This is a genomic window from Microvirga puerhi (assembly GCF_020089865.1).
Classification (GTDB): Bacteria; Pseudomonadota; Alphaproteobacteria; order Rhizobiales; family Beijerinckiaceae; genus Microvirga; species Microvirga puerhi.
The window spans coordinates 18356-41841 of record NZ_JAIRBM010000023.1; the positions used below are offsets into that span (position 1 = coordinate 18356).

Annotated in this window: 21 protein-coding genes; 13 read left to right on the forward strand and 8 right to left on the reverse strand. The window is 57.7% G+C overall.

The window, feature by feature from the left end:
- Positions 1–4 precede the first annotated feature (4 nt).
- The 9 genes from K9B37_RS21485 to K9B37_RS21525 all read left to right on the forward strand — a co-directional run bounded on the left by K9B37_RS21485 (position 5) and on the right by K9B37_RS21525 (position 9440).
- On the forward strand, positions 5–337 hold the full coding sequence (locus tag K9B37_RS21485; RefSeq protein WP_224315590.1) for a VirB3 family type IV secretion system protein: 333 nt from the start codon (positions 5–7) through the stop codon (positions 335–337).
- Complete coding sequence (locus K9B37_RS21490; protein ID WP_224315641.1) at positions 327–2693, forward strand: VirB4 family type IV secretion/conjugal transfer ATPase; 2367 nt, start codon at positions 327–329, stop codon at positions 2691–2693. Before K9B37_RS21485 ends, K9B37_RS21490 begins: the two co-directional genes overlap by 11 nt.
- A 22-nt stretch (positions 2694–2715) precedes the next feature.
- Positions 2716–3417: a P-type DNA transfer protein VirB5 gene (virB5, locus tag K9B37_RS21495; protein ID WP_224315591.1), complete on the forward strand. Its 702-nt coding sequence runs from the start codon at positions 2716–2718 to the stop codon at positions 3415–3417.
- A 12-nt stretch (positions 3418–3429) separates the two neighbouring features.
- Positions 3430–4386, forward strand: coding sequence for a TrbL/VirB6 family protein (locus K9B37_RS21500; protein WP_224315592.1), 957 nt, complete (start codon positions 3430–3432; stop codon positions 4384–4386).
- A gap of 488 nt (positions 4387–4874) precedes the next feature.
- On the forward strand, positions 4875–5585 hold the full coding sequence (locus K9B37_RS21505) for a VirB8 family type IV secretion system protein (RefSeq protein WP_224315593.1): 711 nt from the start codon (positions 4875–4877) through the stop codon (positions 5583–5585).
- Complete coding sequence (virB9, locus tag K9B37_RS21510) at positions 5582–6427, forward strand: P-type conjugative transfer protein VirB9 (RefSeq protein ID WP_224315594.1); 846 nt, start codon at positions 5582–5584, stop codon at positions 6425–6427. The genes K9B37_RS21505 and virB9 overlap by 4 nt, the downstream gene beginning before the upstream one ends.
- Positions 6428–6436: 9 nt before the next feature.
- Positions 6437–7588, forward strand: a complete 1152-nt coding sequence (virB10, locus tag K9B37_RS21515; RefSeq protein ID WP_224315595.1) for a type IV secretion system protein VirB10 — start codon at positions 6437–6439, stop codon at positions 7586–7588.
- Positions 7588–8640 carry a P-type DNA transfer ATPase VirB11 gene (gene virB11 / locus K9B37_RS21520; protein WP_224315596.1) on the forward strand — a complete coding sequence of 351 codons (1053 nt, stop codon included), beginning with the start codon at positions 7588–7590 and terminating at the stop codon, positions 8638–8640. Before virB10 ends, virB11 begins: the two co-directional genes overlap by 1 nt.
- 11 nt (positions 8641–8651) lie before the next feature.
- Positions 8652–9440 (forward strand): hypothetical protein, encoded by a 789-nt coding sequence (locus tag K9B37_RS21525; protein ID WP_224315597.1) that lies wholly within the window; start codon positions 8652–8654, stop codon positions 9438–9440.
- Positions 9441–10214: 774 nt separating this feature from the next.
- Here K9B37_RS21525 and traA read toward each other — a convergent pair.
- Entirely contained in the window at positions 10215–13448 is a 3234-nt protein-coding gene (gene traA, locus K9B37_RS21530; RefSeq protein WP_224315598.1) for a Ti-type conjugative transfer relaxase TraA, read from the reverse strand.
- A 242-nt stretch (positions 13449–13690) separates the two neighbouring features.
- On the opposite strand from traA, the gene K9B37_RS21535 reads away from it, so the two are divergent.
- Genes K9B37_RS21535 through traG form a run of 3 tightly spaced genes read left to right on the forward strand, consistent with a single transcriptional unit; the run spans position 13691 to position 16122 of the window.
- Positions 13691–13984 (forward strand): TraC family protein, encoded by a 294-nt coding sequence (locus K9B37_RS21535; RefSeq protein ID WP_224315599.1) that lies wholly within the window; start codon positions 13691–13693, stop codon positions 13982–13984.
- Positions 13974–14237 (forward strand): conjugal transfer protein TraD, encoded by a 264-nt coding sequence (locus K9B37_RS21540; RefSeq protein WP_224315600.1) that lies wholly within the window; start codon positions 13974–13976, stop codon positions 14235–14237. Before K9B37_RS21535 ends, K9B37_RS21540 begins: the two co-directional genes overlap by 11 nt.
- On the forward strand, positions 14218–16122 hold the full coding sequence (gene traG / locus K9B37_RS21545; RefSeq protein ID WP_224315601.1) for a Ti-type conjugative transfer system protein TraG: 1905 nt from the start codon (positions 14218–14220) through the stop codon (positions 16120–16122). The genes K9B37_RS21540 and traG overlap by 20 nt, the downstream gene beginning before the upstream one ends.
- 46 nt (positions 16123–16168) lie before the next feature.
- On the opposite strand, the gene K9B37_RS21550 is transcribed toward traG, so the two are convergent.
- From K9B37_RS21550 to K9B37_RS21565, 4 genes are all read right to left on the reverse strand, one after another.
- Positions 16169–16624, reverse strand: coding sequence for a hypothetical protein (locus K9B37_RS21550; RefSeq protein ID WP_224315602.1), 456 nt, complete (start codon positions 16622–16624; stop codon positions 16169–16171).
- 170 nt (positions 16625–16794) lie between these two features.
- Positions 16795–17190, reverse strand: coding sequence for a type II toxin-antitoxin system VapC family toxin (locus tag K9B37_RS21555; RefSeq protein ID WP_224315603.1), 396 nt, complete (start codon positions 17188–17190; stop codon positions 16795–16797).
- Entirely contained in the window at positions 17190–17438 is a 249-nt protein-coding gene (locus K9B37_RS21560; protein WP_224315604.1) for a hypothetical protein, read from the reverse strand. The genes K9B37_RS21555 and K9B37_RS21560 overlap by 1 nt, the downstream gene beginning before the upstream one ends.
- Positions 17439–17541: 103 nt before the next feature.
- Positions 17542–18096: a hypothetical protein gene (locus K9B37_RS21565; protein WP_224315605.1), complete on the reverse strand. Its 555-nt coding sequence runs from the start codon at positions 18094–18096 to the stop codon at positions 17542–17544.
- A gap of 605 nt (positions 18097–18701) precedes the next feature.
- Here K9B37_RS21565 and K9B37_RS21570 point away from each other — a divergent pair.
- On the forward strand, positions 18702–19301 hold the full coding sequence (locus K9B37_RS21570) for a hypothetical protein (RefSeq protein WP_224315606.1): 600 nt from the start codon (positions 18702–18704) through the stop codon (positions 19299–19301).
- Between the two features lie 512 nt (positions 19302–19813).
- Here the strand turns inward: K9B37_RS21570 and repC are convergent.
- The 3 genes from repC to repA form a co-directional block, all read right to left on the reverse strand.
- Positions 19814–20962: a plasmid replication protein RepC gene (gene repC, locus K9B37_RS21575; protein WP_224315607.1), complete on the reverse strand. Its 1149-nt coding sequence runs from the start codon at positions 20960–20962 to the stop codon at positions 19814–19816.
- Between the two features lie 185 nt (positions 20963–21147).
- Complete coding sequence (gene repB, locus K9B37_RS21580; RefSeq protein WP_224315608.1) at positions 21148–22206, reverse strand: plasmid partitioning protein RepB; 1059 nt, start codon at positions 22204–22206, stop codon at positions 21148–21150.
- Positions 22203–23417, reverse strand: a complete 1215-nt coding sequence (gene repA / locus K9B37_RS21585; RefSeq protein ID WP_224315609.1) for a plasmid partitioning protein RepA — start codon at positions 23415–23417, stop codon at positions 22203–22205. Before repA ends, repB begins: the two co-directional genes overlap by 4 nt.
- Between the last annotated feature and the right edge of the window lie 69 nt (positions 23418–23486).

Genomic DNA, 23486 nt, shown 5'->3' on the forward strand with positions numbered 1-23486 from the left:
CATCGTGGACGATAGGCTGCCCGCAGATCCATTGTTCGTCGCCTGCACCCGGCCGGCGATGATTGGCGGCGTCACGATCGAGGGCGTCGGGGTCAACCTCCTGTTTTCGAGCATCCTATTCATCCTGGCCGGCAACATCTTCTATTTCGGTGTTGCCGGCGTGATCCATCTGATCTTTCGAGCACTCTGCAAGCACGATCCAAACATCTTTCGCGTCTTGAACGCATGGCGTGACACGAAACTGCGGTGCCGGAACCGTAACTATTGGAGCGGTTCGTCTGTTTCGCCGCTCAAGGTCCATCGACGCTATACGGTGAAGGATTTCAATCTTGAGTAACGCGGCACTGCGCAAGGCTGAGGCGGAGCCCGATCGCTTCATTCCATACACGCGCCATGTGAATGAGACGATGATCGCGCTTCGAGCTGGCGAGCTTATGGCAGTCATGAAGCTCGATGGTGTCTCGTATGAGACGGCCGATCTGGAACAGATCGATCGGCTTCATTTCCAGCTCAATAGCCTTTGGCGTAGTGTGTGCGACGAGCGCTTGTCGGTCTGGACGCACATCGTTCGCCGCCGAGAGGACGTTTACCCGACGGGCGAATATTCATCGGACTTTGCGCGCAAGCTAAATGCAAAGTATCGGACACGGCTTGTCGGGGAAGAGCTATTCCGCAACGACCTCTATCTGAGCATCGTCTGGAGAGACCGCGGCGACGCCGCCACCAAGGCCAGCGGCGGCCTTAGCAAGCTCCTCGGCGTCAAGAAATCCGGCGATGAGCTGTATGCGGAAAAGGTGAAGGATCTCGACAAGATCATCGTCGGGGTGAAGGAAGCTCTGGCAGAATATGGGCCTCGGATCCTGAGTCTCGTGGTGCGCAACGACATGGTGTTCTCGGAACCCATGGAGTTCCTTCACCGGATCATCAGCGGCGAGCATCAGGATATGCCGCTCGTCCAAGGGGTGCTGGCGACGGCGCTTTACACGAACCGGGTCATCGTCGGCCGGGAAACCATCGAGATTAGAGGACCGGCTGAAACGAAGCTCGCCGGCATGTTGGCCATCAAAGAATATCCGGCATCGACCCGCCCCGGCATGCTCAATAATCTCTTGAAGCTGCCATTTGAATTTACGCTGACGCAGAGCTTCAGTTTCATGGCGCAGGCGACGGCGCTCGGTGTGATCTCGCGCAAGGCAAACCAGATGGTGAGCGCGGGCGATAAGGCGGTCAGTCAGCTCGTGCAGCTGAACGAGGCGAACGATCAACTGGTTTCTAACGAGATGGTCATGGGCGAACATCACCTTGTGATGCTCGTCAGCGGAGAGAGTCCAAAGGCCCTGCTTGATAATATTTCCATGGCGCGGGCGCGGTTGTCGGCGGGTGGAGCCATTACGGCCCGTGAGGATCTTGCGCTTGAGGCTGCCTATTGGTCACAGTTGCCGGGGAACTACAGCCACAGGGCAAGGTCCGGGGCGATCACGTCGCGGAACTTTGCGGCTTTCTCCCCCTTCCACGGATATCTGCAGGGCGAAGCCGATGGGAACCATTGGGGACCGGCCGTAAGCCTCTTAAAGACGACAGCCGGAAGTCCATTCTTCTTCAATTTTCATGTCGGGGATTTGGGAAATACCCTCGTGATCGGGCCATCCGGCTCGGGCAAGACCGTCACGTTGAACTTTCTGACGGCGCAGGCGGAGAAGTTCGGGGAGCGCCTGGTCTTCTTCGATAAGGACCGGGGCGCGGAACTCTACATTAGGGCGGCGGGAGGGACTTATCTTCCCCTGAAAAACGGCAAGCCGACGGGATGCGCACCATTCAAGGCGCTGGAACTGACGCCTGATAACATCGTCTTTCTGTCGCAGTTCGTCCGGAAGCTGGCGCATGTCGAGGGGCGCCCTCTAAGGACACAAGATCTATTGGAAATCGACAGGGCCATTAAATCCCTCAAAGCCCTGCCTCGGGAGCAACGTTCTATCCGATCCCTTTGTGCTCATCTTGATCCGACCGATGAAGATGGGCTGTTCGCCAGGCTTGAGCGATGGAAACGGGGCGGCGATCTCGGGTGGGTGTTCGACGGCGAAGAGGACAGCCTCAGTCTCGACGCTCAGAAAATGGGTTTCGATGTAACGGATTTCCTGGACAATCCAGAAATCCGAACGCCGCTGATGATGTATCTCTTTCATCGCATCGAGGCTCTGATCACGGGACAGAGGATCACAATCGTCATCGATGAGTTCTGGAAGATCCTCGGTGACGCCTATTTCGTTGATCTGGTTCAGAACAAGCTCAAGACGATCCGTAAGCAGAACGGCTTCCTCGTCTTCGCGACCCAAAGCCCGCAAGATGCACTGAAGTCGGATATTTCTCACACGATCATCGAGCAATGTCCGACGAAGATCTTTTTCCCGAATCCGGAAGGGAAGCTTGAGGACTACACGGTTGGATACAGCCTATCCAATCGGGAATTCGCGTTGGTGAAGCGCGAAATGTCCAGCTCCCTCCGTCAATTCCTGGTCAAGCAATACCGGAACTCGGTCGTCGTATCCCTGAACTTGAAGGGCTTCGATGACGAGATCGCGATTCTCTCAGGCAGAGAGGAAACCGTGAGGCTGGTCGAGGAGATCATCGCCGAAACGGGTCCGGATCCGGATGCCTGGATTCCCGTCTTCCACCAAAGAAGAAAGGCCTCTTAAGATGCATAGATCAACACGAGTCATGATCGCATCGTCGGCTCTCATTGCCTGGTTGGCATTCCAGCCCGCAGCGGTGGATGCGCAAGGCATCCCTGTCTTTGATGCCTCCGCGATCTCCAACCAACTGCAGCAACTTCAGTCGATGGCACAACAGCTCGATAAGCTGCAGGAGCAGTTGCAGCAGGCCGAAAAGCTCTATGGGTCGTTCAATAAGCTGACGGATATATCGTCCCTGGGTTCTATCCTGAACGACCCGCAGATACGCCAAGCTCTTCCGAAGGAGTTTTCTCAAGTCGAGGACCTTCTTAAAGGCAATGGAGACGGGATTTTTGGGAATCTGACGAGCCACTTTCAGAGTGCGAACCGCTCTTACGAGTCGCCTGCTGATACTTTCTATGCGCAGGAACTGGCCCGTAACAACAAGCAGATCGCCGGCACACAGAGCCTCGGCCAAGCCATGTATGATGCAGCCTCCAAGCGCATGGAGGGCTTGGAAACGCTGAAGCAGCGGCTAGGGACTGCCAGCGATGCGAAGGAATCTATGGATTTGCAAACGCGCTTCAGCTCGGAGATGGCGTTTCTGCAAACCGACATCCTGCGCATGTCGGCCCTCAAGATGGTCCAGGACGCACAGGCCGAAGTGATGAAACAGCGGCAAGCGGAGCAAGCTCAGAAAATTACGGACGGGTTCGCAAATGGCGGATCCTCCTCTGCGACACAGTAGGAGGCCCGGCCGGTGACCTATCCCGTATTTCAATGGTTTGACGACAAGCTCGAAGCCCCAATGCAGGATTTCATGACGCAAGGGGTCGAGAGCTTAGCTGATTATGTAAACGCTCCGCTCAAGGTCGCGGCAATTCTCTACGTGACTGTTTACGGTTTCATGATCCTCAGGGGCGCTACGCAAGGATCCGTCCTGGAATTCGCGTTTCATTGCATCAAGCTCGCGATCGTGATCACACTCGCAACCAATGTAAGCACCTACAATACCTATGTGACGCATTTGTTCTTCGACTCTCTGCCTAAGGAGATTGGAAACGCGCTCGCCTCTGGCAAACAACTGCAGACCAATACGTTTGACCTTATGCTCGACAGAGGGTTCCAGGCTGCCAGGAAGATATGGGCTGAGGCCGGAATCACGAATCCGGGTCCAATGTTCGTCGCCACATTGGTAATGGGCGTTTCCGTTGTCGGGACCGGCATAGCATATTTCGTCTCCCTTTATGCAAAGCTGGCCTTGGCATTCGTTCTCGCGATCGGGCCGGTGTTCATCGCTCTTGCTCTGTTTCAACAGACGAGGAACTTTACTCAAGGCTGGCTGGGGCAGGTCGCCAACTTCGTTGTTCTTCAGGTCCTCGTCGTAGCAGTTCTCTTGCTCGTCGTGACAATTGTGGAAGATTTCACAAAGACATCGACGAGTACGGAAGTCATCGAAACGGCTTTGATCTACTGCGTCGTCTATTGTCTCACGGCTGTGATCGCCTGGCAGCTTCCTGGGATCGCGAGCGCCCTCGCTGCCGGCGGCGCGAGTCTGAGTATGGCGGCCGCTGCAGTAGGAGTCGGAGCGAGTTTAGCTGCCGCCGGGAAAGCGGCTCAATTGACTGGGCGAGGTGCGGCCGCCTTGGGCAACGCCACACAGTCAGCCTCAAATCGCATTGTGCAGCGCGGCCTGTACGGCCGCGATGGGCGCTAGGATAGGCGGTCCATGATGATCAAGGCATTGTCTAGGGTCGGCTATAGCCTGATACTTTCCTTCTCCGTGGCGGGTTGTGGATCTGTGATCCCCAAATCGCCGCCCTCTTGCGATGGCTATGCACGACGTCCCCTCAATCGGTCGCTTTGGGATTGGGAAGGGCGGCAACCCGCTCCAGAGCCTCAGCCGGGAACTCTCGCAAAGCCTCTCGTCCGGAAGGCTAGCCAGGAGCCATTGGCTGTTCCCGAAAAGGCCCTTGCATCAGCGGCGAAGCCTGTAGAGCCGTCCCCTCCCCTTGGAGGACTTGAGCAAGCTCTCCCTGCGGTGGAGTCGACGGCTCCAGCCCGTCCGGCTCTGCTGCAGACCATTCCGGGCGGAGTCGCACCCTCTACAGAGACCAGTGGCTTTGTGAAACGGTCGGCCGCGCCGTCCCGCATCAACATTGCAGCGTCCTACCGGACCTGCTCGGCGACTTGAGAGACGTCACCATGAACATGTTTGTGAAGGATCAAACGGCCGCTCCGATCGTAAAAGGTTCCGAACTTGAGGCCTATTTCCGGAAGGCCCGCTCGTTCGAACTCGATCGGCTCATCGCAGCGCAGCGATCCGTCAAAGTTGCATGGATCACGGCGGGCTTTGCCTGTGTGATTGCTTTCGTGGCGGTCTTGGCCGTCTGCATCATGACACCGCTTAAAACGGTCGTTCCCTTGGTCTTCCGGGTCGAGAACTCGACCGGGATCGTGGAGAACATCACGTCGGTTGTCGATGGAAAATGGACGGGGGACGAGGCGGTAACCAAGGCCTCGGCCGCCCGCTACGTCCGCAGCCGCGAGGGCTATGCTCTCAATGAGGCGGAAGAAAACTTCCGCGTCGTCTCGGCCTTTTCGGCTCCAGAGGAACAGGATCGGTTCGCCAGCTTCTACAGTGGACGCAATCCGGAGAGCCCGCAGAACGTCTATGGACGAACCGGGATCTCCCGCGTGACGATCAAATCAGTCTCGATCCCGAACAAAAGCCTCGTACAGGTTCGATTCCTTAAAGAGGTCAGGATCGGTGACGATCGCAAGGTGTCACATTGGATTGCAACCCTCTCATTCGGCAATGCGGACCGGAAGAAGATGAAAGAGCAAACGCTCCTCATCAACCCGACCGGCTTCGTCGTGACGGATTACCGGGTCGATCCGGAGGCGGTTCAATGAAGCGCCTCGCTCTGGCTCTCTGCCTGGTTGCCGCCTCTGGCGGCGCTGACGCACTGCAGACGCCCAACGGCGGATCCCGTGACGATCGGGTCCGCACGGTCTTTTATGACCCTGCAAATGTCGTGAAGATTATCGGGGTAAGCCGTGCCGCGACGCAAATTCAATTCGCCGAGGATGAGGAGGTCGCCTTCGCAGCCGTTGGCGATAGCGTCGCATGGGAGGTTGTGAATGCTGGCTCGATGCTTTTCATCAAGCCGCGTGAGAGTCATCCTCCCACCAATATGCAAGTCGTCACCACTCGCAGAGACGGCAGCAAGCGCAGCTACATTTTCGAGCTGATGTCGCGAGATGGCGGGATCAGCAACGGCTCTGAAAGCTACTTTCTTGTGAAGTTCCAGTACCCGGACGATGAGGCGGCCCGCGCCCGTGCGGAGGCCGCGGCGAGGCAGGCCGCAGCCGAGGCCCGCGAGGCTGACAACGCCCTGCTGCTGCATCAGTCCTACGGCCCGAGGAACTTCAGCTATTCGGCTCAAGGCTCGGCTCCGTTCGAACCGGTGTCTGTCTATGACGACGGAAAGACGACGGCATTTACCTTCCCCGGCAACATCGACCTGCCCGCGATCTATATGGAAAACTCGGACGGATCGGAATCTCTCGTTCCGAAGGATACGAGGGGAGACCTGGTGGTGGTGCACGCCATCAGTCGCAAGTTCATCCTGCGCCGTGGGGAACAGGCGATGTGCGTGTTCAATGAGGCGTACGACCCGGCCGGCATCAATCCAGGCACGGGCACAACCTCTCCAAGCGTTCAACGCACGATCAAGCTCCAGGCTACGCGATAGGGGGCCGGCATGGCTGACGAAATCCAGACCTTCACCCTTGAAGGCGATCGGGAATCGATGATCGCGGCCGGCAAGACAGGCCCCGATAAGAAGAAGATCGCGACGGTCGTTGCGGTTGTCTCCGTGATCGGCCTTGTCCTGTTCTTCGCGCTGCCCGGCTCCAAATCGAAGGCTCCAACCACGGGGCCGCAAACGACGATCCGGCAGACGACTGAGTTTATCCCGGCGAATCTGCCCCCTCCCGTGGTCCAGGCGGCGATGCCCGTGATCTCCGTGCAGCCGGCGATGCCTCAGCCTGCAGCACAGAAGCCTGCCGAGGACAAAATGCTTCAGGCCAGCCAGCGGGCACCTCTGACCGCTTTCAAAGGGGGCGGCAGCAATGGCGGCCGCCCGGCCGGAGGCACACAAGCCGGCGCGGTAGCGCCGGTCATGCCGGAGGAGAAGAACGATCTGGAATCGAAGCTCGCCGCGACGAAAGTCGAGGGCGTGCGCGCCGGCATGCTCGGCAACCGGGACTTTGTGATCGCGCAAGGAACCTCGATTCCTTGCGTGCTTGAAACGGCCATGTCGAGCGATCAGCCGGGTTTCGTGACCTGTGTTATCACGCGGGACGTTCTGTCCGACAATGGCCGCGTGGTTCTCCTCGATCGGGGGACTCAGGTGACGGGTGAATATCGAGGAGGCCTCAAGCGCGGGCAAAAACGGATGTTCGTCCTATGGTCCCGTGCGAAGACACCCAAGGGCGTCATCGTTGCCCTCGCCTCTCCCGGAACCGATGCCCTCGGCCGCGCCGGCTTTGATGGCGATATAGACACTCATTGGTGGGAGCGGTTCGGATCGGCCATGCTCCTCTCCCTTGTCGACGACGTTGCGAAATTCGCGACCAACCGTTGGGCGGGAGGCGGCGGCAACGTCCAGCAGAACAATTTTCAATCGACCCAGGAAAGCGGCAAGGATGCCGCGGCGATCGCCGTTCAGGAATCGATCAATATCCCGCCGACCCTGAATAAAAACCAAGGCGAGCTTGTGAACATCATGGTCGCGCGGGATCTCGATTTCTCGAAGGTCTACGGCCTGAAGGTCACAGAGACGCGCTCGAAAATCCTCGACCGTGCGTCCACGGGCGATTTCGAGCGATTTACGGGCGTCGCGAGGCAGTAATGGCAAGTCAGGACCTGCCACAGGCCGGGCCAGCGATCCCTGACGGAGAGACGGCGGCCTTCTACGCTCAGGCGAAGCATCTAGAGCGCTTCCTTGCTGACGACCGTTTGATTGAAATCTGCGTGAACCGGCCAAAGGAGGTCCGGACGGAAAGCGTCGATGGATGGGACTGTCATGACGTTCCGGAACTGACTTTCGACAATCTCATGGCCTTCGCGAAGGTTGTGGCGAACCTTTCGCATCAGAGCATTGATGCTTCGAAGCCCTTGCTCTCTGCCACATTGCCCGGAAACGAGCGCATTCAGATCGTTATCCCTCCGGCCGTCCCAAAGAACACGGTCAGTCTCACGATTCGAAAGCCATCGCTGATCACACGCGATCTCGAAAGTTTGAGAGGCGGCGGGATCTTCGAGGATGTGCGGCAGCCAAAGGATTCGAAGTCCATTGAGACGGGTTCAACCGATTGGCAACTGAAGACGGCTCTCGACGCAGGCGATTACGTCGGGTTCCTGCAGAAGGCTGTTCTAGGGCGAAAAAACATCATCATTTCCGGTGCGACTGGTTCGGGAAAGACGACCCTCTCGAAGGCCTTGATCAAGATCATTCCCGGAGAAGAGCGGATCATTACGATTGAAGATACGCCGGAGCTTGACGTACCGCAACCGAACCATGTCAGGCTGTTCTACTCGAAGGGAGGCCAAGGTCGCGCCAAGATTGGACCTAAGGACCTCCTCGAGTCCTGCCTACGCATGCGGCCGGATCGTATCTTGCTGCAGGAGCTGCGTGACGGAACCGCCTTCTACTACATCCGAAATGTGAATTCTGGGCATCCAGGTTCGATCACAACCGTACATGCGGATTCCGCCAGGCTCGCCTTTGAGCAGCTTACCCTTCTGGTCAAGGAGAGTGAGGGTGGCCGGGATCTTGAGCGCAGCGATATTCGCAATCTGCTCTACACCCTCGTCGACATCATCATTCAGTGCAAGCGGGTCAATGGAAAGTTCCGTGTGACGGAGATTCACTTTGATCCGGATCGGAAGCTGTCACAGTAGGAGATGGAACCATGGATCATCAAGCTAATCAGTCTCAACCTGCCGAAAGCCTGATTAAGAAGGACAATGAGCGGTGGTTAGTCCCACCAAGCCAGCCAGTTCTTGACCCAGCGGCCATTACTGAGCGGCTAAATCGGAGCGAAGATTTAGCTCGCAAGGGGCAAGAGATACGCTCGCTCTCTGACAGAGCCTACGGTCCTGAATCTGAGGGTGCCATTGCCAAAGTGATCGAAAGGTTAAACGCTGATTCTGAACCTGCCAGACTAAGCTATCGAATGGCGGAACAGCTTCGTGAACAACCGGAGACTTTAGGTGTGCTCCGAGGCAGACCTGGTGGACCTGTCACGCCAGAGTCGGCAGAACGCGGAATCGCAAGGGCTGCGATTGAGCGTCTTCCGCAAGCCATCCAGGATTACGGGTACTCTGTAGGACTTGAACGTCAGCGCATTTCTATGGATCACAGTATAGCCGAAGAGCGGGGTCGAGTCGGTGTTCTTAAACCGTCGTCTGAGCTGAGGAATGCCTTGGAGGCGCAAGGTCCTCTGGCAAAGAAGCTTCTAAACGAGATCGGCAACAAGGGTGAACTCCGTGATGTAAGTCGCGCGTTTGAAAACCGACTTAGCCATGAGGATCAAGTGGCCCTTAAGGCTGGCAATGTCAGTCAAGTTGCAAAAGGCCTGCGTATCGACGAAAGAGCGGCTTCCGAAGTGGTCAAAACTTACAGTCAAGTAAAGTCAGCGATCGATATCGTCGAAGGTCGAAAGCAAGAGATCAGGCAAGATCGCTCTCTTTCGCGATAATGGAGAGTATGGCCATGACCCCGATCGTTATCTGTGAAAAGCGGCCGCAGGTATCGTCCTCCTCGCGGCCGTCCTCGTGACGGCCGCGCGCTTAACATAGGTGCGGAACTGATTCAGCCTCCTGACCACAAGCGACTGAGGGATTCGAGGAGTACGGCGATATGAATCCCAAGGCTGACGAGATCCTCGAGGATCTCGAAGATGAATTTGAGGAGCGGATAGTGGTGTCTCATGAGGCGATCCCCTTGATTGCGGATGCCTCATTCTGCTGCAGCGCAGATGCTGTTAAGCGCGTGCGCGTCATTCGACAATCGCCTTACGTTAGGCGAGGATAACGTTGCAGCCGCTACGTGTTTCGTATTTATTCCGTTGGGTCGTTATAGGAATATCTGATGGCAGATGAAGCCACGCGTCGCCGCCTCTCTCCATTTGACAAAAAGCGCCTGTCTTACGAGCGGGATACGATCAATGACTACGGTGAGAACAGCAAAGGCTCTCGCAAGGCCATTCGGCGTTTCAAGACGGCTTCAAATCGGGCAGGCCGGCATGGCGCCAAGGTAGCAGTCTCAGGCTTCGATCTAGATGAGGATCGAGCCGATGTGGCCTTGGCCGAGTCAGAACATCTAGCCCTGAAGCCTAAGAAGAGGAAGGCTCCTGATCTTCCTCTTGGCCTCAAGCTGGGAAAGATCCAAGACGGGAAGCGCAAAAGAAGGCTAGCCAAAGGCCGCTTTCCCTATCTCACTTAGTTGCATCTCAGGCCTTAGCGCGTCCGGATCAACGAGACAGACCGCGAGTCTCCTGATCGCGGACCGACCGACGATCCTTCTCCGTGAGAAGAGCGGCTTGTATAAGCGTCGCATGGGCCTCAAGGATGCGCCTGTCGTCCGGTGAGGCCTGCCGCATCAAGGAACCGGAATCCGATGGGACCAGCCCTGCCCCAAAGCGCTTCGTAAGACTCTCGGTGAACCGGGAAATCTCCTCGGATACGGCGGGATTAGTATCCAGCGACACCAGGGCGAGCCGATAAGCCTCCCTGCCCTTCTGGCGCTCCTGATCCAATTCCCGCAGCGTGGTTCGAGCCTCCGCAGAGAGGTCAGGAACCCGAACAGCCAGGCGCTGGCGACGGCGCGTTTCCTCGTCAATGGCGGATTGGAATCCAAGCTCGAAAGAGCGTCCGAGCTTTTGAATGGATGCCCCGATCCCACGCAGGCCCGAAAGAGCCTCCTGCCGCTCCTGGCGGGCCTTTGGTCCGTCAAGGAGACGATCGGATCCGCGGAGCTTCCCTGCCCTGTCCGGGGCGCTTTGCAGCACAGATGCGACCTTCTGAGCGTCCCTTGATGCCAGCAAAGTCGCCTCGATCCGCGCCGTGGCGTCAGCCGGATTCCGGTACACGTGGGTGGACGCTTTCTGGAGATCCGAATAGTGCTCGCGATACGTAGCCGAGGCCAGAACTCGCGTCATTGCCTCATCCTCGATCGAACGCGCGAACGCCGTGACGGCTTCGAGCAGCGGCCGACGTTCCACGGCCGGGATGGAAATCGCTGTGTCTCTTCCGGTCTGTGAATGATCGAACTCGCGGCCGGCCATGCGCACGATCGCCCCTTCCAGCCGCTCCCATGTCTTATGCAGCCGGTCGGCCTGCTCGGTGATCCAAGCTTTCTGTTTTTCAACAAAGGCGCTGAAGCTCGGGGCAATGGATTGAAGAGTCTCAAAGCCGCGACGCTCTGCGAATTCGGCCCGTTCGGCATAGTCGAGCGTCGTCGACTTCCGGCCGGCCTGGCTCAACCGCTTGGTCAGGATATCGAAGGATTTGAAGTCGGCCTGCGCCGCGTAAAGGGTGGCGCTTTCCCGGTGGCGCGTCATCGCAACATAGGTGAGATGACGGTCCATGCCGGGCGTCGCCAGAACGAAGGTTCTGTCGATTGTCGAGCCCTGACTTTTGTGAATCGTCGCCGCGTAGCCATGATCGATATTGTTGTAGGCGATCTGGTTGATCTCGACGCTCCGGCCGGCGTCGAGATCGATCTTGAGCACTCCATGCCCCGCCTTGGTCACGGTCCCGATCATGCCATTCTTTACGCCATGCTCACGGTCGTTCTCAAGAAAGATAACCCGATCTCCCGCCGCAAATTCGCGCCGGCCCCTCGCTGTATTGAACTCCGATCCCTGCCCTAGCTCTCCCTCCTGAATCAGTCGGTTTCGGACGCCCTGGTTGAGGCCGTAGATATCGGCATTGGTGTGGGCGAGGATGAGATTCGAGCCCGATCCTCGCGCAGCCATCCAGTCATTGATAATAGCCTGCTTCGCGTCATCCCGGCTTTGAGAGAATACGACTGCGCCACGGCTCGAATAGGCCGAAAGGGCCTCCGCCGTCCGGCCACGGGCAAAATCCACACTGGCCGCCCTCGCCCATTCCTCATTCTGGCGGCGGATGCCGGTCATTTCGACATAGCCGATACGCTCGGTAATCGCCCGGAAGGCGGCGCCGGCCTCGATCGGCTGAAGCTGCTCGGCATCACCCACGAGAACCGCTTTCGCGCCTTGCTCCTTGATGTGATTGAGGACGCGATCAAGCTGCCGTGACGAGACCATTCCGGCCTCATCGATCACAAAGACATCGCCTCTCTTCAGGAGGTCTTTGCCACTCGACCAAGCGAATTCCCAGGCGGCAAGAGTTCGCCCCTCGATCCCGCTAGACTTTTGCAATTCCTCGGCGGCTTTACCGGCGAGCGCAGCGCCATAGACGCGATAATCGGCGGCTTCCCATGCCTCGCGTGCGGCGGTGAGCATGGTGGATTTACCAGCACCGGCGAAGCCCACCACGGCGCCGATCCGCTCATTGCCCGTAATATGCTGTACAGCGTCTTTCTGCTCGTCCGACAGATACGGACGGCGTGCCAATGCCCGCGTCACCGTCGATTCTGAAACACCATGGGTTGGGGTCAATGCCAGCAGTTGGGCATTGACCGCCATCCGCCGCTCGACATCGATCATCTCGCGCGAGGAATAGAGCGGCTTTGTGATTTCGCGACCGGTTTCCGGATCGTGGATCTCGGGGACGAGAGTGACCAGCTCGGGCGAAGTCATCACGAGGGACTTGATCCGGTCGAAGGCCTCGCGGCTGTCCGTATAGCGGAATACTGCGAGGTCGATATCCCGCTCAGTCAAGACTGACTTTTGCGAAGTTAGGACCTGCAAAAGGGAAGCCGGGTCGCGTCGGATCGCCTCGGCATTACGTTCCCTGACCGCTCCGACGTGATGACTCTTATCGAGGGAGCCGAGCTTGTCCCTGACGGCCGATGCCGCTGGTCCAAGGTGTGCCGTCCCTTCAAGCGCAATGCCCTGATCTTTGTAGGAACGATGATCTATCTGCACCTGATGCCCGGCCATGGCGAGATGTCGATTGGCGACCTGAGCCCACTCGGCCCGCCATTCCGTGAGCTGTTCCGGACCTCCGGCCCACAGACGATATTTGATCTTGCCGTTCTGCCGAATCGCCTCCCCGGCCTCGTCCAGCTCCGCGACCTTCTTTGCGCCGAACCCCTCCTCGGTGAGAGGGCGAAGAGTGGTCATGACGTGAATATGGGGGTTACCCTCCTTGTCGTGATAGACCCAATCGGCAACCATGCCCTTGTCGGTGAAAGCAGTTTCAACGTACTCGCGCACAAGGGCGATATTCTCGTCGCGGGTCAGCTCTTGCGGAAGCGCAATGACCACCTCTCGTGCGAGCTGGGCGTCGCAACGGGTTTCATGGGCCTCGACGGCATTCCAGAAACCCTCGCTGGCTTGTGTAACGGTGCCGCCCTCCGCCATCGACCGCGCCCATTGCGGCGAGTCGGCCGGAAGGGCGAACTCCTCGTGAACAAGATCCTCTGCACGATCGTAGCGATGGCTCGTGCCGACTTGTTCATCCATCATCTTCGTGCGGTGCCGATAGGCCGCTGCCGCGATAGCGGAGCGTCCCTGCCCTCGGGTCAGGACTTGAGCACGAAAGTGATAGATCGCCATAACGAATGTTATAGCGAAGCTTAGCGGTCAAAGCAACGCGTCGGCAACGCCGACGTATAAGTGCGCCCTCGAATATTTCTCGGGGCGAAGGCCCGAGGCCTTCCTTGGAGCTTGCGGGCTGCAGGCTCGCGAGCATCGGCTTGGAAGCAGGCCTTCGGTAGAGGCCGTCGCTGAAAAGCTTGGCAAGAAGGGACATGGCGGGTTAGATGTTATTTCGTTTCACTTAACGCGGAGGCCAAGCCATGGCTCGCACTGCATCACGGGACTCACTGATCAAACAGCGCAAGGAAGCTGAAGAGAGGTTCAAAAGGGAAAAAGAACGCATCGAGCGTGAGATACGGCGTATTGAAGACGAGGAGCGGCTGAGGTTCGGTCGGCTTGCCGAGAAGGCGGGCGTCCTAGACATCGAGATCCCGGACGACGCGATCATCGAGGCGCTAAAGGCGGTCGCCGATCGATTTCGCGGGTCGGCCCAAAAGCCGGTCCGCGAAGCGCCGACTCCGGCTCCTGCAGAAGGCTCGGCGGATGCAGCGTGAGACGGCATCCGTCGTCCAGCGCAAGAAGGAGGCTCGCGCCAAGATTATCTTGGGCGGCCTCGTCTATAAGGCCGGGCTCCAGAATGTGAACCGCGCTTTTCTCATGGGCGGCCTGCTTATGCTCGCCAAGATGGCGCCGGGTTCGGATCAATTCGAAGCGCTGCGGCGCCTAGGGCAAGAAGCTCTCTCCGGCGAAGAAACGGAACTCCCCTCCCCTTCGAAAGATCCTGTCAATGACGAAGCTCTCGCATGATTGGCGGAAGGTGGGTCTCGCCACCTTCCCGGTCCTCATTGCCGTGACCGTGTGGGGTCTATCGGCTGTTTCATGGCCGAAGCTGGCTTTAGCGATGCAAGGCCAGATTCAGTATTGGTTCTTGAGAAGTCTCCCGGCCGTGAACCTCGCCATGCCTGCTGCGATCACACTCGGGATCGTGGCGCTGTTGCCGAGGCATTGGCGGCTCCTGCCGCCACGAACGGCCATGGTGATGCTCTTTCTCGCGACCGCCTATTACGGGTACGGTGAGTATAGCCGGCTGGCCCCCTATGCGGTCCAATACGGATGGGATGTCCTCATGAAGTTCATCGATCCCGTCGCTGGCGGCGGGTTCGTTGCCGGCTTCATGGCGGTCGGTTTTTCAGCACGTCTTTCCATGGGTCGCGGAGATCCGATTAAGCGATCCAGCCGGGCGACCTTGGGCGATGCGAAATGGATGTCCTTGAGCGAGGCCGGGAAGCTCTTTCCCGAATCCGGAGGGATCGTCATCGGTGAGCGGTATCGCCCGGATCTGGATCCGACGGCCGAAACGGATTTCGTGCCCGGCGATCCTTCGACCTGGGGTCAGGGCGGAAAGGCTCCACTCCTGACCTTCAATGCGGATTTCGGTTCGACGCACGGTCTAATCTTTGCCGGTTCGGGAGGCTTCAAGACGACCGGATCGGTGATCCCTTCGGCTCTGAAATGGACGGGACCGCTTGTCTGTCTCGATCCGTCGACGGAGATCGCGCCACTGGTCAAAGAGCATCGGACCCGCAAACTCGGCCGACAGGTCTATGTTCTCGATCCAGGCGGGAGACACGGCTTCAACGTCCTCGATTGGATCTCGCAATCGGCCAATCCTGAAATGGACATTGCGAGCGTCGCCCGTTGGCTTTTGACGGAAAAGCCGAAGACGCATGGATCGAGTGACGGCTTCTTCGAGCAGGCCGCGTTCAACCTCCTGACGGGCCTCTTGGCTCACGTCGTCCTCTCTCGGGAATACGAAGGCGAGCGGTCGCTCCGCGGCCTGCGCGAGCTGGTCGCCGCCCCGGAGGAGCAGCTTAAGGAAATGCTGCAGAACATCTATGAGACGACGGATTCCGTCTTTGTGAAGCAGCAAGTCGGCGTCTTCATTAAGATGACCGAGAACACATTCTCGGGCGTCTATTCGACCGCCTCGAATGACACCGCGTGGCTATCATTTCCGGAATATGCCAGCCTCGTTTGCGGCAACAGCTTCAGAACGAGTAATCTCGCCAGTGGCGAGATTGATGTGTTCCTGAATCTGAGCGTAAGGACCCTCTCGACCTATCCGGCCATCGGCCGCGTTATCATCGGCGCTCTGATCAACGCCATGATGCAGGCGGACGGGCATCACGAAAGCCGGGTGTTATTCCTCCTCGATGAGGTCAATTTGCTCGGCACAATGTCCATACTGGAGGTCGCCCGCGATGTTGGCCGTAAGTATGGAATAACGCTCCTTCTCGTCTATCAGTCGATCGGTCAGCTCGCGAAGAATTTCGGTGATGCCGGTAAGGCCGCATGGTTCGAATCGGCCTCGTTCCTGGCCTTTGCGGCTGTGAACGATCTGAAGGTCGCGGAAGAGATCTCCAAGCGTTGTGGCGATCTGACCGTCGAGGTCAACAACACAACGAAATCGGCGGCGGCTTTTGGGAATAAGGGTGGTGGCCGGGCGTCTCAATCGACGAATCTTCAGCGTCGCCCGCTCCTCATGCCACATGAGGTCATGCACGACCTGCGAACCGACGAGCAGATCGTGTTCGTGACGAACCGCCCTCCCCTCCGTTGCGGAAGGGCAATTTATTTCCGGCGCGATGACATGCGCTCTCTCGTCGGTCAAAGCCGGTTTGCGCAGCGATAGAATGAGAAAAGCCGGCTCGAGAGAGCCGCCTGTTGCGCCGGGATCGTTATCGGATGGCTGAGATGCCCGTAAGCGGCACCTCGAAAGCCTTGCGGATCTTCTGACCGACGATGCGCATGGGTGCAGCTTCGGCGGATTGGCCGCTATCCATGAGCCGTTGGGCTGCGTCATCCAAAATGGATGGGAGCGAGCTCAACGCCGAATGTCGAACGACGAACTCTTCAGAGCTCGTGCGTCGGACTGTCCGGGCACTCCGGCGCATAGACGTTGATACGGCAGATCGGAGCGAGAGAACGGACCTTGTTGTAATCTGAAAAGCAATGAGTGTTGTCGCGAGTGTGGGCGGCGTTAAAGCGTCATCATACTCTGAAAATTCCGTAGCGGCCTCTTCCAGATCAGCAAGGAAAAACCCGATAGCGATCAGGACGACTTTCCATTCGACCCGGCTCAATCGCAACTCTTCGCGCGAGGGTGCGAGTGACTTATCGGCTGCGTGAGTCACGTGTCATCCAACGCGAAACTAGCCGCCCGTCGCTAACATGTAGAACGACACAATGAGCGCGAACACAACGAAGAGGAGAAAGCCCCTTGTCAATGACCGAAGGAGGTTATCAGCAACAGAAGCAGCCTGCTTGAACATTGGATGAGCCCCCTGGCGCAAGCGATGGCTCTCTAACCGAGATCCGTATGGATGAAGTCTTCACCCTTGTAGAGCAAAGGTGCGCTATAGTGTTTCGCACAACCATACGAGAACACGTCGCCCATGTTAAGCTGTGCCTTGTGCCCGGTGCCCTTGCCATACCGGGAGTAGGCCTGAATGGCGCGTTTTCCGACCTCCGGGGTGATGCTGACCACAGAGACCCCACCGGCAGTCAGAAACTCACTGACCAGCTCGTGGCCGGCTTCCTGCGGCACCTTCCGAAGGCGGGCAAGGTTTACCGCCGCCTCAAAGACACTCACGGGGGAGGTGATCAGCTTTGTCGTGGCCTGGTCGATCCGGTCGCCAAGGGTCTCCGCCTCGGGCTCGTCAAGCATGATCGCCAGGATGGCCGAGGAATCGAGATACATCAAAGGCCTCCCGAAAGCTCGTCGTCGTGCCGTTTGATTTCAGACCAGTCGACGGGGGAAGGCGTGCCAGTCGTCTTCACCTTCGCCTGGACGGGCTTTACGCGCTCCAAAAAGCGACGCGTGCTGGCGTCCCGGTCTTCTTCCGCCTTGATGAGATCGCGCAGGAGATCGATGACCGTCCGATTCCGCCTCTTAGCGAGAGCATTGATTTTGCCGAGAAGCGGCTCGTCCTTGATCACGTAGCCCATGACTTCCTCGTGTTGGTATAAGAACCTAGGTATCTTTATACCTTATCTCCTATACCAAATGCAACTTAATTTATACCGAGCGAAACGATGTTTGTGAATCTTCTCAAGCGTAGGAGGTCCAGTTTTGCGGCGTTCCGTCCCAAACGCTGGCGTATTGGCTGCTGTTGATTTTCACGCCACCATGTGAGGAAGCCCGACGCCGGAAGGGCTCGCCCTTGAAACTATCGAGAACAGGGACCGCGCGACCCATCGCCCAGTCTGTGGCGTCGCTGGTCGCTCCGATCTCTCGCAGTTCGACCATATGGGAGCCTACGATGCGGGTGACCTGATAGAAGTTGATGTTAGTCTGATCGTAGCCCCATGACGAAACTAGGATATGTCCGATTTCCAGCGTGTGCGGCTGCGCTTTTTCCTTACGGCGTTCCTTCCTGTAGGCATCCCAAGCGCCGCAACGCTGGAAAAATTCACTAATCTTCCGTTCCCGTTCGGCCTCGGTGCGAAACGCAAAGCGAAACGACGGCTTTGAACCTTTCCCATAGAACGCAACGGCGCAGATCTGGCGATGAGCGTTCGTATAGAGATACGCGACCGCGCTGCTGTTCTTATGAGTGACCTTTACGGCACCGGTCGGAATCTGAAGCTCTCGCGGAAGTCTCATTTCTCTCTCCTTGATATGGGGCGCAAGCCAGGCCTGGCCTGCGCCCCTGCCCCGTGGCGAACGCGGGTGGAGAGGGGGGCAACCTTGAGCGGGGGAGGGGGATCACCCACCGGGGAGATGCGAAGCGGCTCCCTGGCCGCCGTAGAGCGGTCCTGGCAGGCCTTGAGGCCGAAGGATGGGGACACCGCCGCGACGGGTTGTTGGGGAGAGGAGGGCAGAGCTCTCACTCCCCTCCCCTACTGTGAAATGCGGCGTCAGTGGCACTGGACCGGAGCCAACTCAGGCGCTCCGCGCCCAGAGCAGAACGAAGTAGGTCCACGGCCCGCGAGAGAGGTTGATTGAATCGAACGCCGACAACTTTGTGCACGTGAGGGCTTGCCCTCCCCTTCTGCGCTTTCCAGTCGCGCGTGACGGGAGAGAAATGGGGCAGTCCCGCAGCATGCCGCGCCATCGGGAATGCGACGGCACTGTGGACAGGGAAGAGGTCTGGCCAAAAGCTCCCACGTATTGCCAAGGCGCATTAGGGTAATAACCGCGATAGCTAATATGAGAGGTACAGACCCAGTAGGTATAAAGAGCTTCTACGTCACATGCCCCGGTAACTCATGGCATCTGCACAAGAGTTCTTTACCCCTGAAGCTGTGGGCCAACTATCAGGCGCAATCGCTGCCGTCACGGCAATTTCCGTTACCGTTCGACGCGTGACCACCATCAACTCACCGCTGATTCCATTCTTAGTTTCAGTCATCTTGTGCTATGTCACTGCCGGCATCTCCGAGACCTACACGCCGTTGTTATTGGCGGAATTTCCAGCCAAAGAGTTTTTTCAATCTGTGCTTAGTTGGCTGTTGCCAGCTTTTAATGCCTGCTTGTTGTTCACGGCGACCATAGGTGCAACCGAGGTCGGGAATGCCCTGGCCCCTAGCAATATAAAGCAGGAAAACAATAGAATAGCATCTGCATCCGCCGAAAATGCACGCGCAGGAAGAGATGTAGCTGTAAAGGAAGTCACCCCACGAGATTTGGAGCTTGGAACTTCCAAAAACAAGCTAGGCGAGCAGGAGCAGCATCGTAGAAAAGATTATGAGGAGTATCGTAGTAAAACAAACTACAAATACGAAAGGGGAAATTGGGCTCCTAGGGAGGAAGCTTTCCCTTCTCACACGGATACTAGAATATTCCAGAGTTGGTTTGATCGCGTTTGAATGATCTAAGGCTAAGCGTAATGTCTCTCGGCTCGTCAGTTAGAACATTCGCAGCAGATATCGGGCGAGGTCCTATAACAGGTTGCCGGCGATCTGCCCGCTGTCCATACTCCTCCGGCGCGTGAACGTCCCGGCCTATAAACCACGGCACGCAGCCCGGGCGGCCTCTTCCCGTGGCATATTGACTTTGCTGAACTGACGGTAGGCGATGGCGGAGCCGGTCGCCACCATCTGAGGCCGAAGGCCGTAGTGTTCTTTCCTGCTCTCTTTTGTGAAATCACTTATTTCGCCGTTTGTCGATTAAATTCCTCATACAAGCTCTCCACCTCTCAAGCAAAAACTGCCCGAAATCTGAAGCACTCTTCCCATCGATGAACAATGCAAATTTCCCCTCGGTCTAAATGCAAACGCAATTCTCAATCCGAACGAACAGTCCATTAGTGTGGCGACAGACGACGCGACACTTTGGCTGAGCATCATTGCGACCACAATGCTTTCGCTTCTGAAGCAGGCTATGACATCCGCCGCCTCCTCATGGCGAGAAGCTCGGTTTCGAGATCAAGTTTGCGGGTTTTGATCATGCGGACGAGGGCGCGGTAATAGCCGCCCGGATTTCGGATTCGGCTCGCGCCGCTAGCGACATCATCCTCATAGAGCTGCAGCACGTAGAGCACCGCGACCGCAGCGCCGATCGGCCCAATATCCGCGACTGCCTCATTCCAAGCGCTCTCGTGCGCCCCGAGTGAGGCTCTGAGGTAGCGACCTGCACCCACGATGTCTGTGATATCGCGAATAGGCCGTCCATAGTCATTGATCGCGGGGCATGCCTCAACGATCAAAGCCGGTGATAGTTGCTCGGCCGGCCGTTCTTTTGGCAGAACCACCTCAGCTTTCTTCGGAAAGCTCTTTGTACAAGACTTACTGGGAGATCCGTTGTTTGTTTCTTTGTGATTGACTCCGAGTCCTCCATTGCCGGACTGATTAAATGCTTCCTCAACAACCTTTCTCAGGTCCTGCCAATCCTTCATCAGACCTGCCGGAAGCTCTGCCGTTGAGCGAGGTGGCGTGCGGCTGAGGAGTTCGCTGTAGCTGTCTTCCAGTGTGGAGCGGTCCAGAACCGGGAAATGCTGTGCCAGAGCTCTGATGGCCTCTTCCGTGGCTCTCCGGGCCACGGTCACTTCATCATAGGTGCGCTTGCGGATCTCCCGCATGACCTTCTGCTCGGCCAGCATTGCCGTCCACTCCCCTCGCCTCGCGTAGATTGGAGTGAGGTCGAAGCCATAGGCGTCGATGATCTCGCCAGCGAGATCCCTGATCGCGAAGCGCTTCCCGTTGGGGGAATCCTTGGCGACGATCAACTTCAGGTCTGTAAGCTGCGCCAGAATGCGTCGGATGGATCGCTCGCGAAGTCCCGTGCGGCTCGCGAGGTGATCGTTGGACGGCCACACCAGCAATCTTTCCCATTCCTGCTCACCCCAGCAGGCGACGAGTTCGGACAGCACCAGGCGCTGAGCGGGGCGCAAATCGAGAGCCTTCTCCGCATCCCGTGCCGCGGCCGAGAGTTCTTTACGCGCAACCGAGCGGCCCGCCTCCAGGGCAAGCTTCTTCGCGGCCAACGCGGATGGAATGAGCCGCCGGCCTCCTGTCGATGCAGTTTGCACCCTACCCTCCTCTTTGAGAGCAAAGCAGGATCCTTCACCGGAGTCGGTGTTCTTCTTGACAGCCGATTCGCTGGGATGGCATAAAGGAGGTGCGATCTACCTTGTCTGCCATCACCAGTGGCGATGAGACCCAAAGGCCCTCGGAGTTACCAGCTCCTTGGGCCTTTTGCTTTGCCGCGGTTACATCACTTTTCTCCCTCTTCCCCTGCTATGAATTGCTCAGCAAGGGCCGGAAGTTGTTCCGAAAATTTGTCGATCAGGAAATCGACGAATGCAGCGTCGAACTTCCTGTCGATCGCGACCTTCAGGTCGCGGCCACTCTTCACGACCTGAGCGACCCTTCGACCTGAAACTGTGATGACGTGCTGCGGCTCCGCCTTCGAAGCCTTCTTCGGACTATCGGTTGCAGCCGTGAGCACGGTTATGAAACGAGTGTCGGTATCCTGCTCCGAAAACTTCGGCGCCTTTATCACTGCCCTCGCCGCCTTTATCGCGCTGGATGAAATTCTCAGAGCCTCGACCAGTGCTAGCCAGCGCGGCCGGCCGACTTTTGGAGCACGTCCAATAGCTTCGACGATGTCAACTGGAAGCGCCTTAGCGACAGTGACAAGCTTCGATGCCTCAGCCTTGTCGACTGACAATGCGTCCTGCACCACGTTGCGCGCATAACCGGCGTCTTCCAACCTTAATGCAAAGAAAGCCCGTTCGATGAAGGTTAGATCTTCACGAGCAGAGTTCTCGACGCCCTGGGCAATGACCAGGTCCTCGTCAGTGAGCGGCTTGATCACCGCTCTCACCTGAATGCCGAGTTCTTTTGCGGCCCTGACGCGCCGATGACCATAGGCACTCTGATAGCGCCCGGGCACACTAGGATGCGGACGCAATAGGACAGGAACTTCCTGACCTCTCTGATTGATAGAGAACTTGAGAGCTTCGAAGCTACCGTCGTCGTCTTGGAACCGGTCGGATACGGGCGACGGGTCGATCAGACTGGGATCGATGTCCTGAATCGCGGCACCAGTTGCGAGTTTGGCTCGCAACTCTTCGTTCTCGCGCTCGGCTTGCGAGAATGATTCCTTCATCGCCCGAACGGAACCTGAAGAGACCCTCGGCGATACACGAGGCATCGAAGGCGTTGAGTTGTCAGCTGACAACTCTAGCGCTTGGTTGTCAGCTGACAACTTCCCCGGAACATCCTGTGTGGTGGCCAAAAAGCTCCGGATCGCATCCATTCGCTTGTTCATCGACCCCACACTCCTTTGATCAGTCCGAGGATCTCAACATTAACAGCATCCACCGACTCAAGCGCTCGGTCGTAGGCTGAGCGCCCCACGGAGCTGCGGTCGAGTTCATACAGGGACTGTTTCGTCAGGCCGGCATTGGCGATGGCCGTCGATTTCCAGGCTGTCGCCTTCAATACGTCGCCGCCGAAGAGATTGCGGAGCAGCGCGACGATCTGTGTCTCGGGAACATCGTTGGGATCGTGCCGAGTTATGAGGTAGCGGATGAAGTCGTGATCAAGATGACCACCCGCATCCTCCACCACAGAAATCAGCTCTGAAGTCATCAGAAGGAACTGATTCATGGAGGCTACGTCGACCATCTGGGGATGGACCGTGATGAGCATCGCCGTGGCAGCGTTGAGCGCCCCGAGTGTTAAGTAGCCGAGCTGCGGAGGGCAGTCGATCACGACGATATCGTAGTCGTCCGCGACCTGGCTGATCGCTGTGGAGACGCGCCGGAAGAAAAGATCGTGGCCTCGTGCACTGCGCTCGATCATGGCGCGCGGCGTGTGATGCTCAAACTCCATAAGCTCGAGATTGCCAGGTACAAGGTCGATGCCTTCGAAGTAAGTTTTCCGAACCACTTCCTTCATTGGCCGGCGATCCTCGTCATACCGGATCGCGCCATAGAGCGTCTCGTTCTCGGCGATGTCGAATTCTGGTTGGTAGCCAAACATGGCCGACAGGGAGGCCTGTGGATCGAGGTCGATCGCTAGTACGCGGAATCCCTGCAGTGCGAGATACTGCGCGAGGTAGAGCGACGTCGTTGTCTTGGCCGAGCCACCCTTAAAGTTTGTGACGGCGATGACCTGAAGCTTGTTATCGTCTCGGCGCCCTTGTTTGAAGTTCCCAGCCTCCCGCGGGCGGATGCCAGCAAGAAAGTCGCGCATCTCGTTGATTTGAGACAGCGTGTAGGAGCGTCGGCCGCCGGCCCCTATGGTTGGCATCGGGCCTTGATTGTCGAGCGACAGCTGGCGCAAATATCCGTCGGAGACCCCGAGAATTCTCGCAGCCTCACCGGAGGAAAACGACCTTAGAGCCTTACTCGCTGAGGGCGGGAATAGAACGGTGCTCAGTTGATGCAACTGTTGAGAGAGGACATTGGCATGACGGGCGATCCGTGCCGATGTGCTCTCGCCCGAATGCTCTGTCCGCGTTGCTGCCTGCGCCATGACCTTGTCCCAAAACGGCATGCCCTCGTTTAACGCTACTTTGCCGTTTTGTTGTTATGGCCACGATTC

Bases quoted from the DNA above. Each gene is read 5' to 3' on its own strand.
- virB5 (WP_224315591.1), top strand. From the start codon at position 2,716: ATGATCGCATCGTCGGCTCTCATTGCCTGGTTGGCATTCCAGCCCGCA.
- K9B37_RS21505 (WP_224315593.1), top strand. From the start codon at position 4,875: ATGAACATGTTTGTGAAGGATCAAACGGCCGCTCCGATCGTAAAAGGT.
- virB9 (WP_224315594.1), top strand. From the start codon at position 5,582: ATGAAGCGCCTCGCTCTGGCTCTCTGCCTGGTTGCCGCCTCTGGCGGC.
- virB10 (WP_224315595.1), top strand. From the start codon at position 6,437: ATGGCTGACGAAATCCAGACCTTCACCCTTGAAGGCGATCGGGAATCG.
- virB11 (WP_224315596.1), top strand. From the start codon at position 7,588: ATGGCAAGTCAGGACCTGCCACAGGCCGGGCCAGCGATCCCTGACGGA.
- K9B37_RS21525 (WP_224315597.1), top strand. From the start codon at position 8,652: ATGGATCATCAAGCTAATCAGTCTCAACCTGCCGAAAGCCTGATTAAG.
- traA (WP_224315598.1), bottom strand. From the start codon at position 13,448: ATGGCGATCTATCACTTTCGTGCTCAAGTCCTGACCCGAGGGCAGGGA.
- K9B37_RS21535 (WP_224315599.1), top strand. From the start codon at position 13,691: ATGGCTCGCACTGCATCACGGGACTCACTGATCAAACAGCGCAAGGAA.
- K9B37_RS21540 (WP_224315600.1), top strand. From the start codon at position 13,974: ATGCAGCGTGAGACGGCATCCGTCGTCCAGCGCAAGAAGGAGGCTCGC.
- traG (WP_224315601.1), top strand. From the start codon at position 14,218: ATGACGAAGCTCTCGCATGATTGGCGGAAGGTGGGTCTCGCCACCTTC.
- K9B37_RS21555 (WP_224315603.1), bottom strand. From the start codon at position 17,190: ATGTATCTCGATTCCTCGGCCATCCTGGCGATCATGCTTGACGAGCCC.
- K9B37_RS21560 (WP_224315604.1), bottom strand. From the start codon at position 17,438: ATGGGCTACGTGATCAAGGACGAGCCGCTTCTCGGCAAAATCAATGCT.
- K9B37_RS21565 (WP_224315605.1), bottom strand. From the start codon at position 18,096: ATGAGACTTCCGCGAGAGCTTCAGATTCCGACCGGTGCCGTAAAGGTC.
- K9B37_RS21570 (WP_224315606.1), top strand. From the start codon at position 18,702: ATGGCATCTGCACAAGAGTTCTTTACCCCTGAAGCTGTGGGCCAACTA.
- repB (WP_224315608.1), bottom strand. From the start codon at position 22,206: ATGAACAAGCGAATGGATGCGATCCGGAGCTTTTTGGCCACCACACAG.
- repA (WP_224315609.1), bottom strand. From the start codon at position 23,417: ATGGCGCAGGCAGCAACGCGGACAGAGCATTCGGGCGAGAGCACATCG.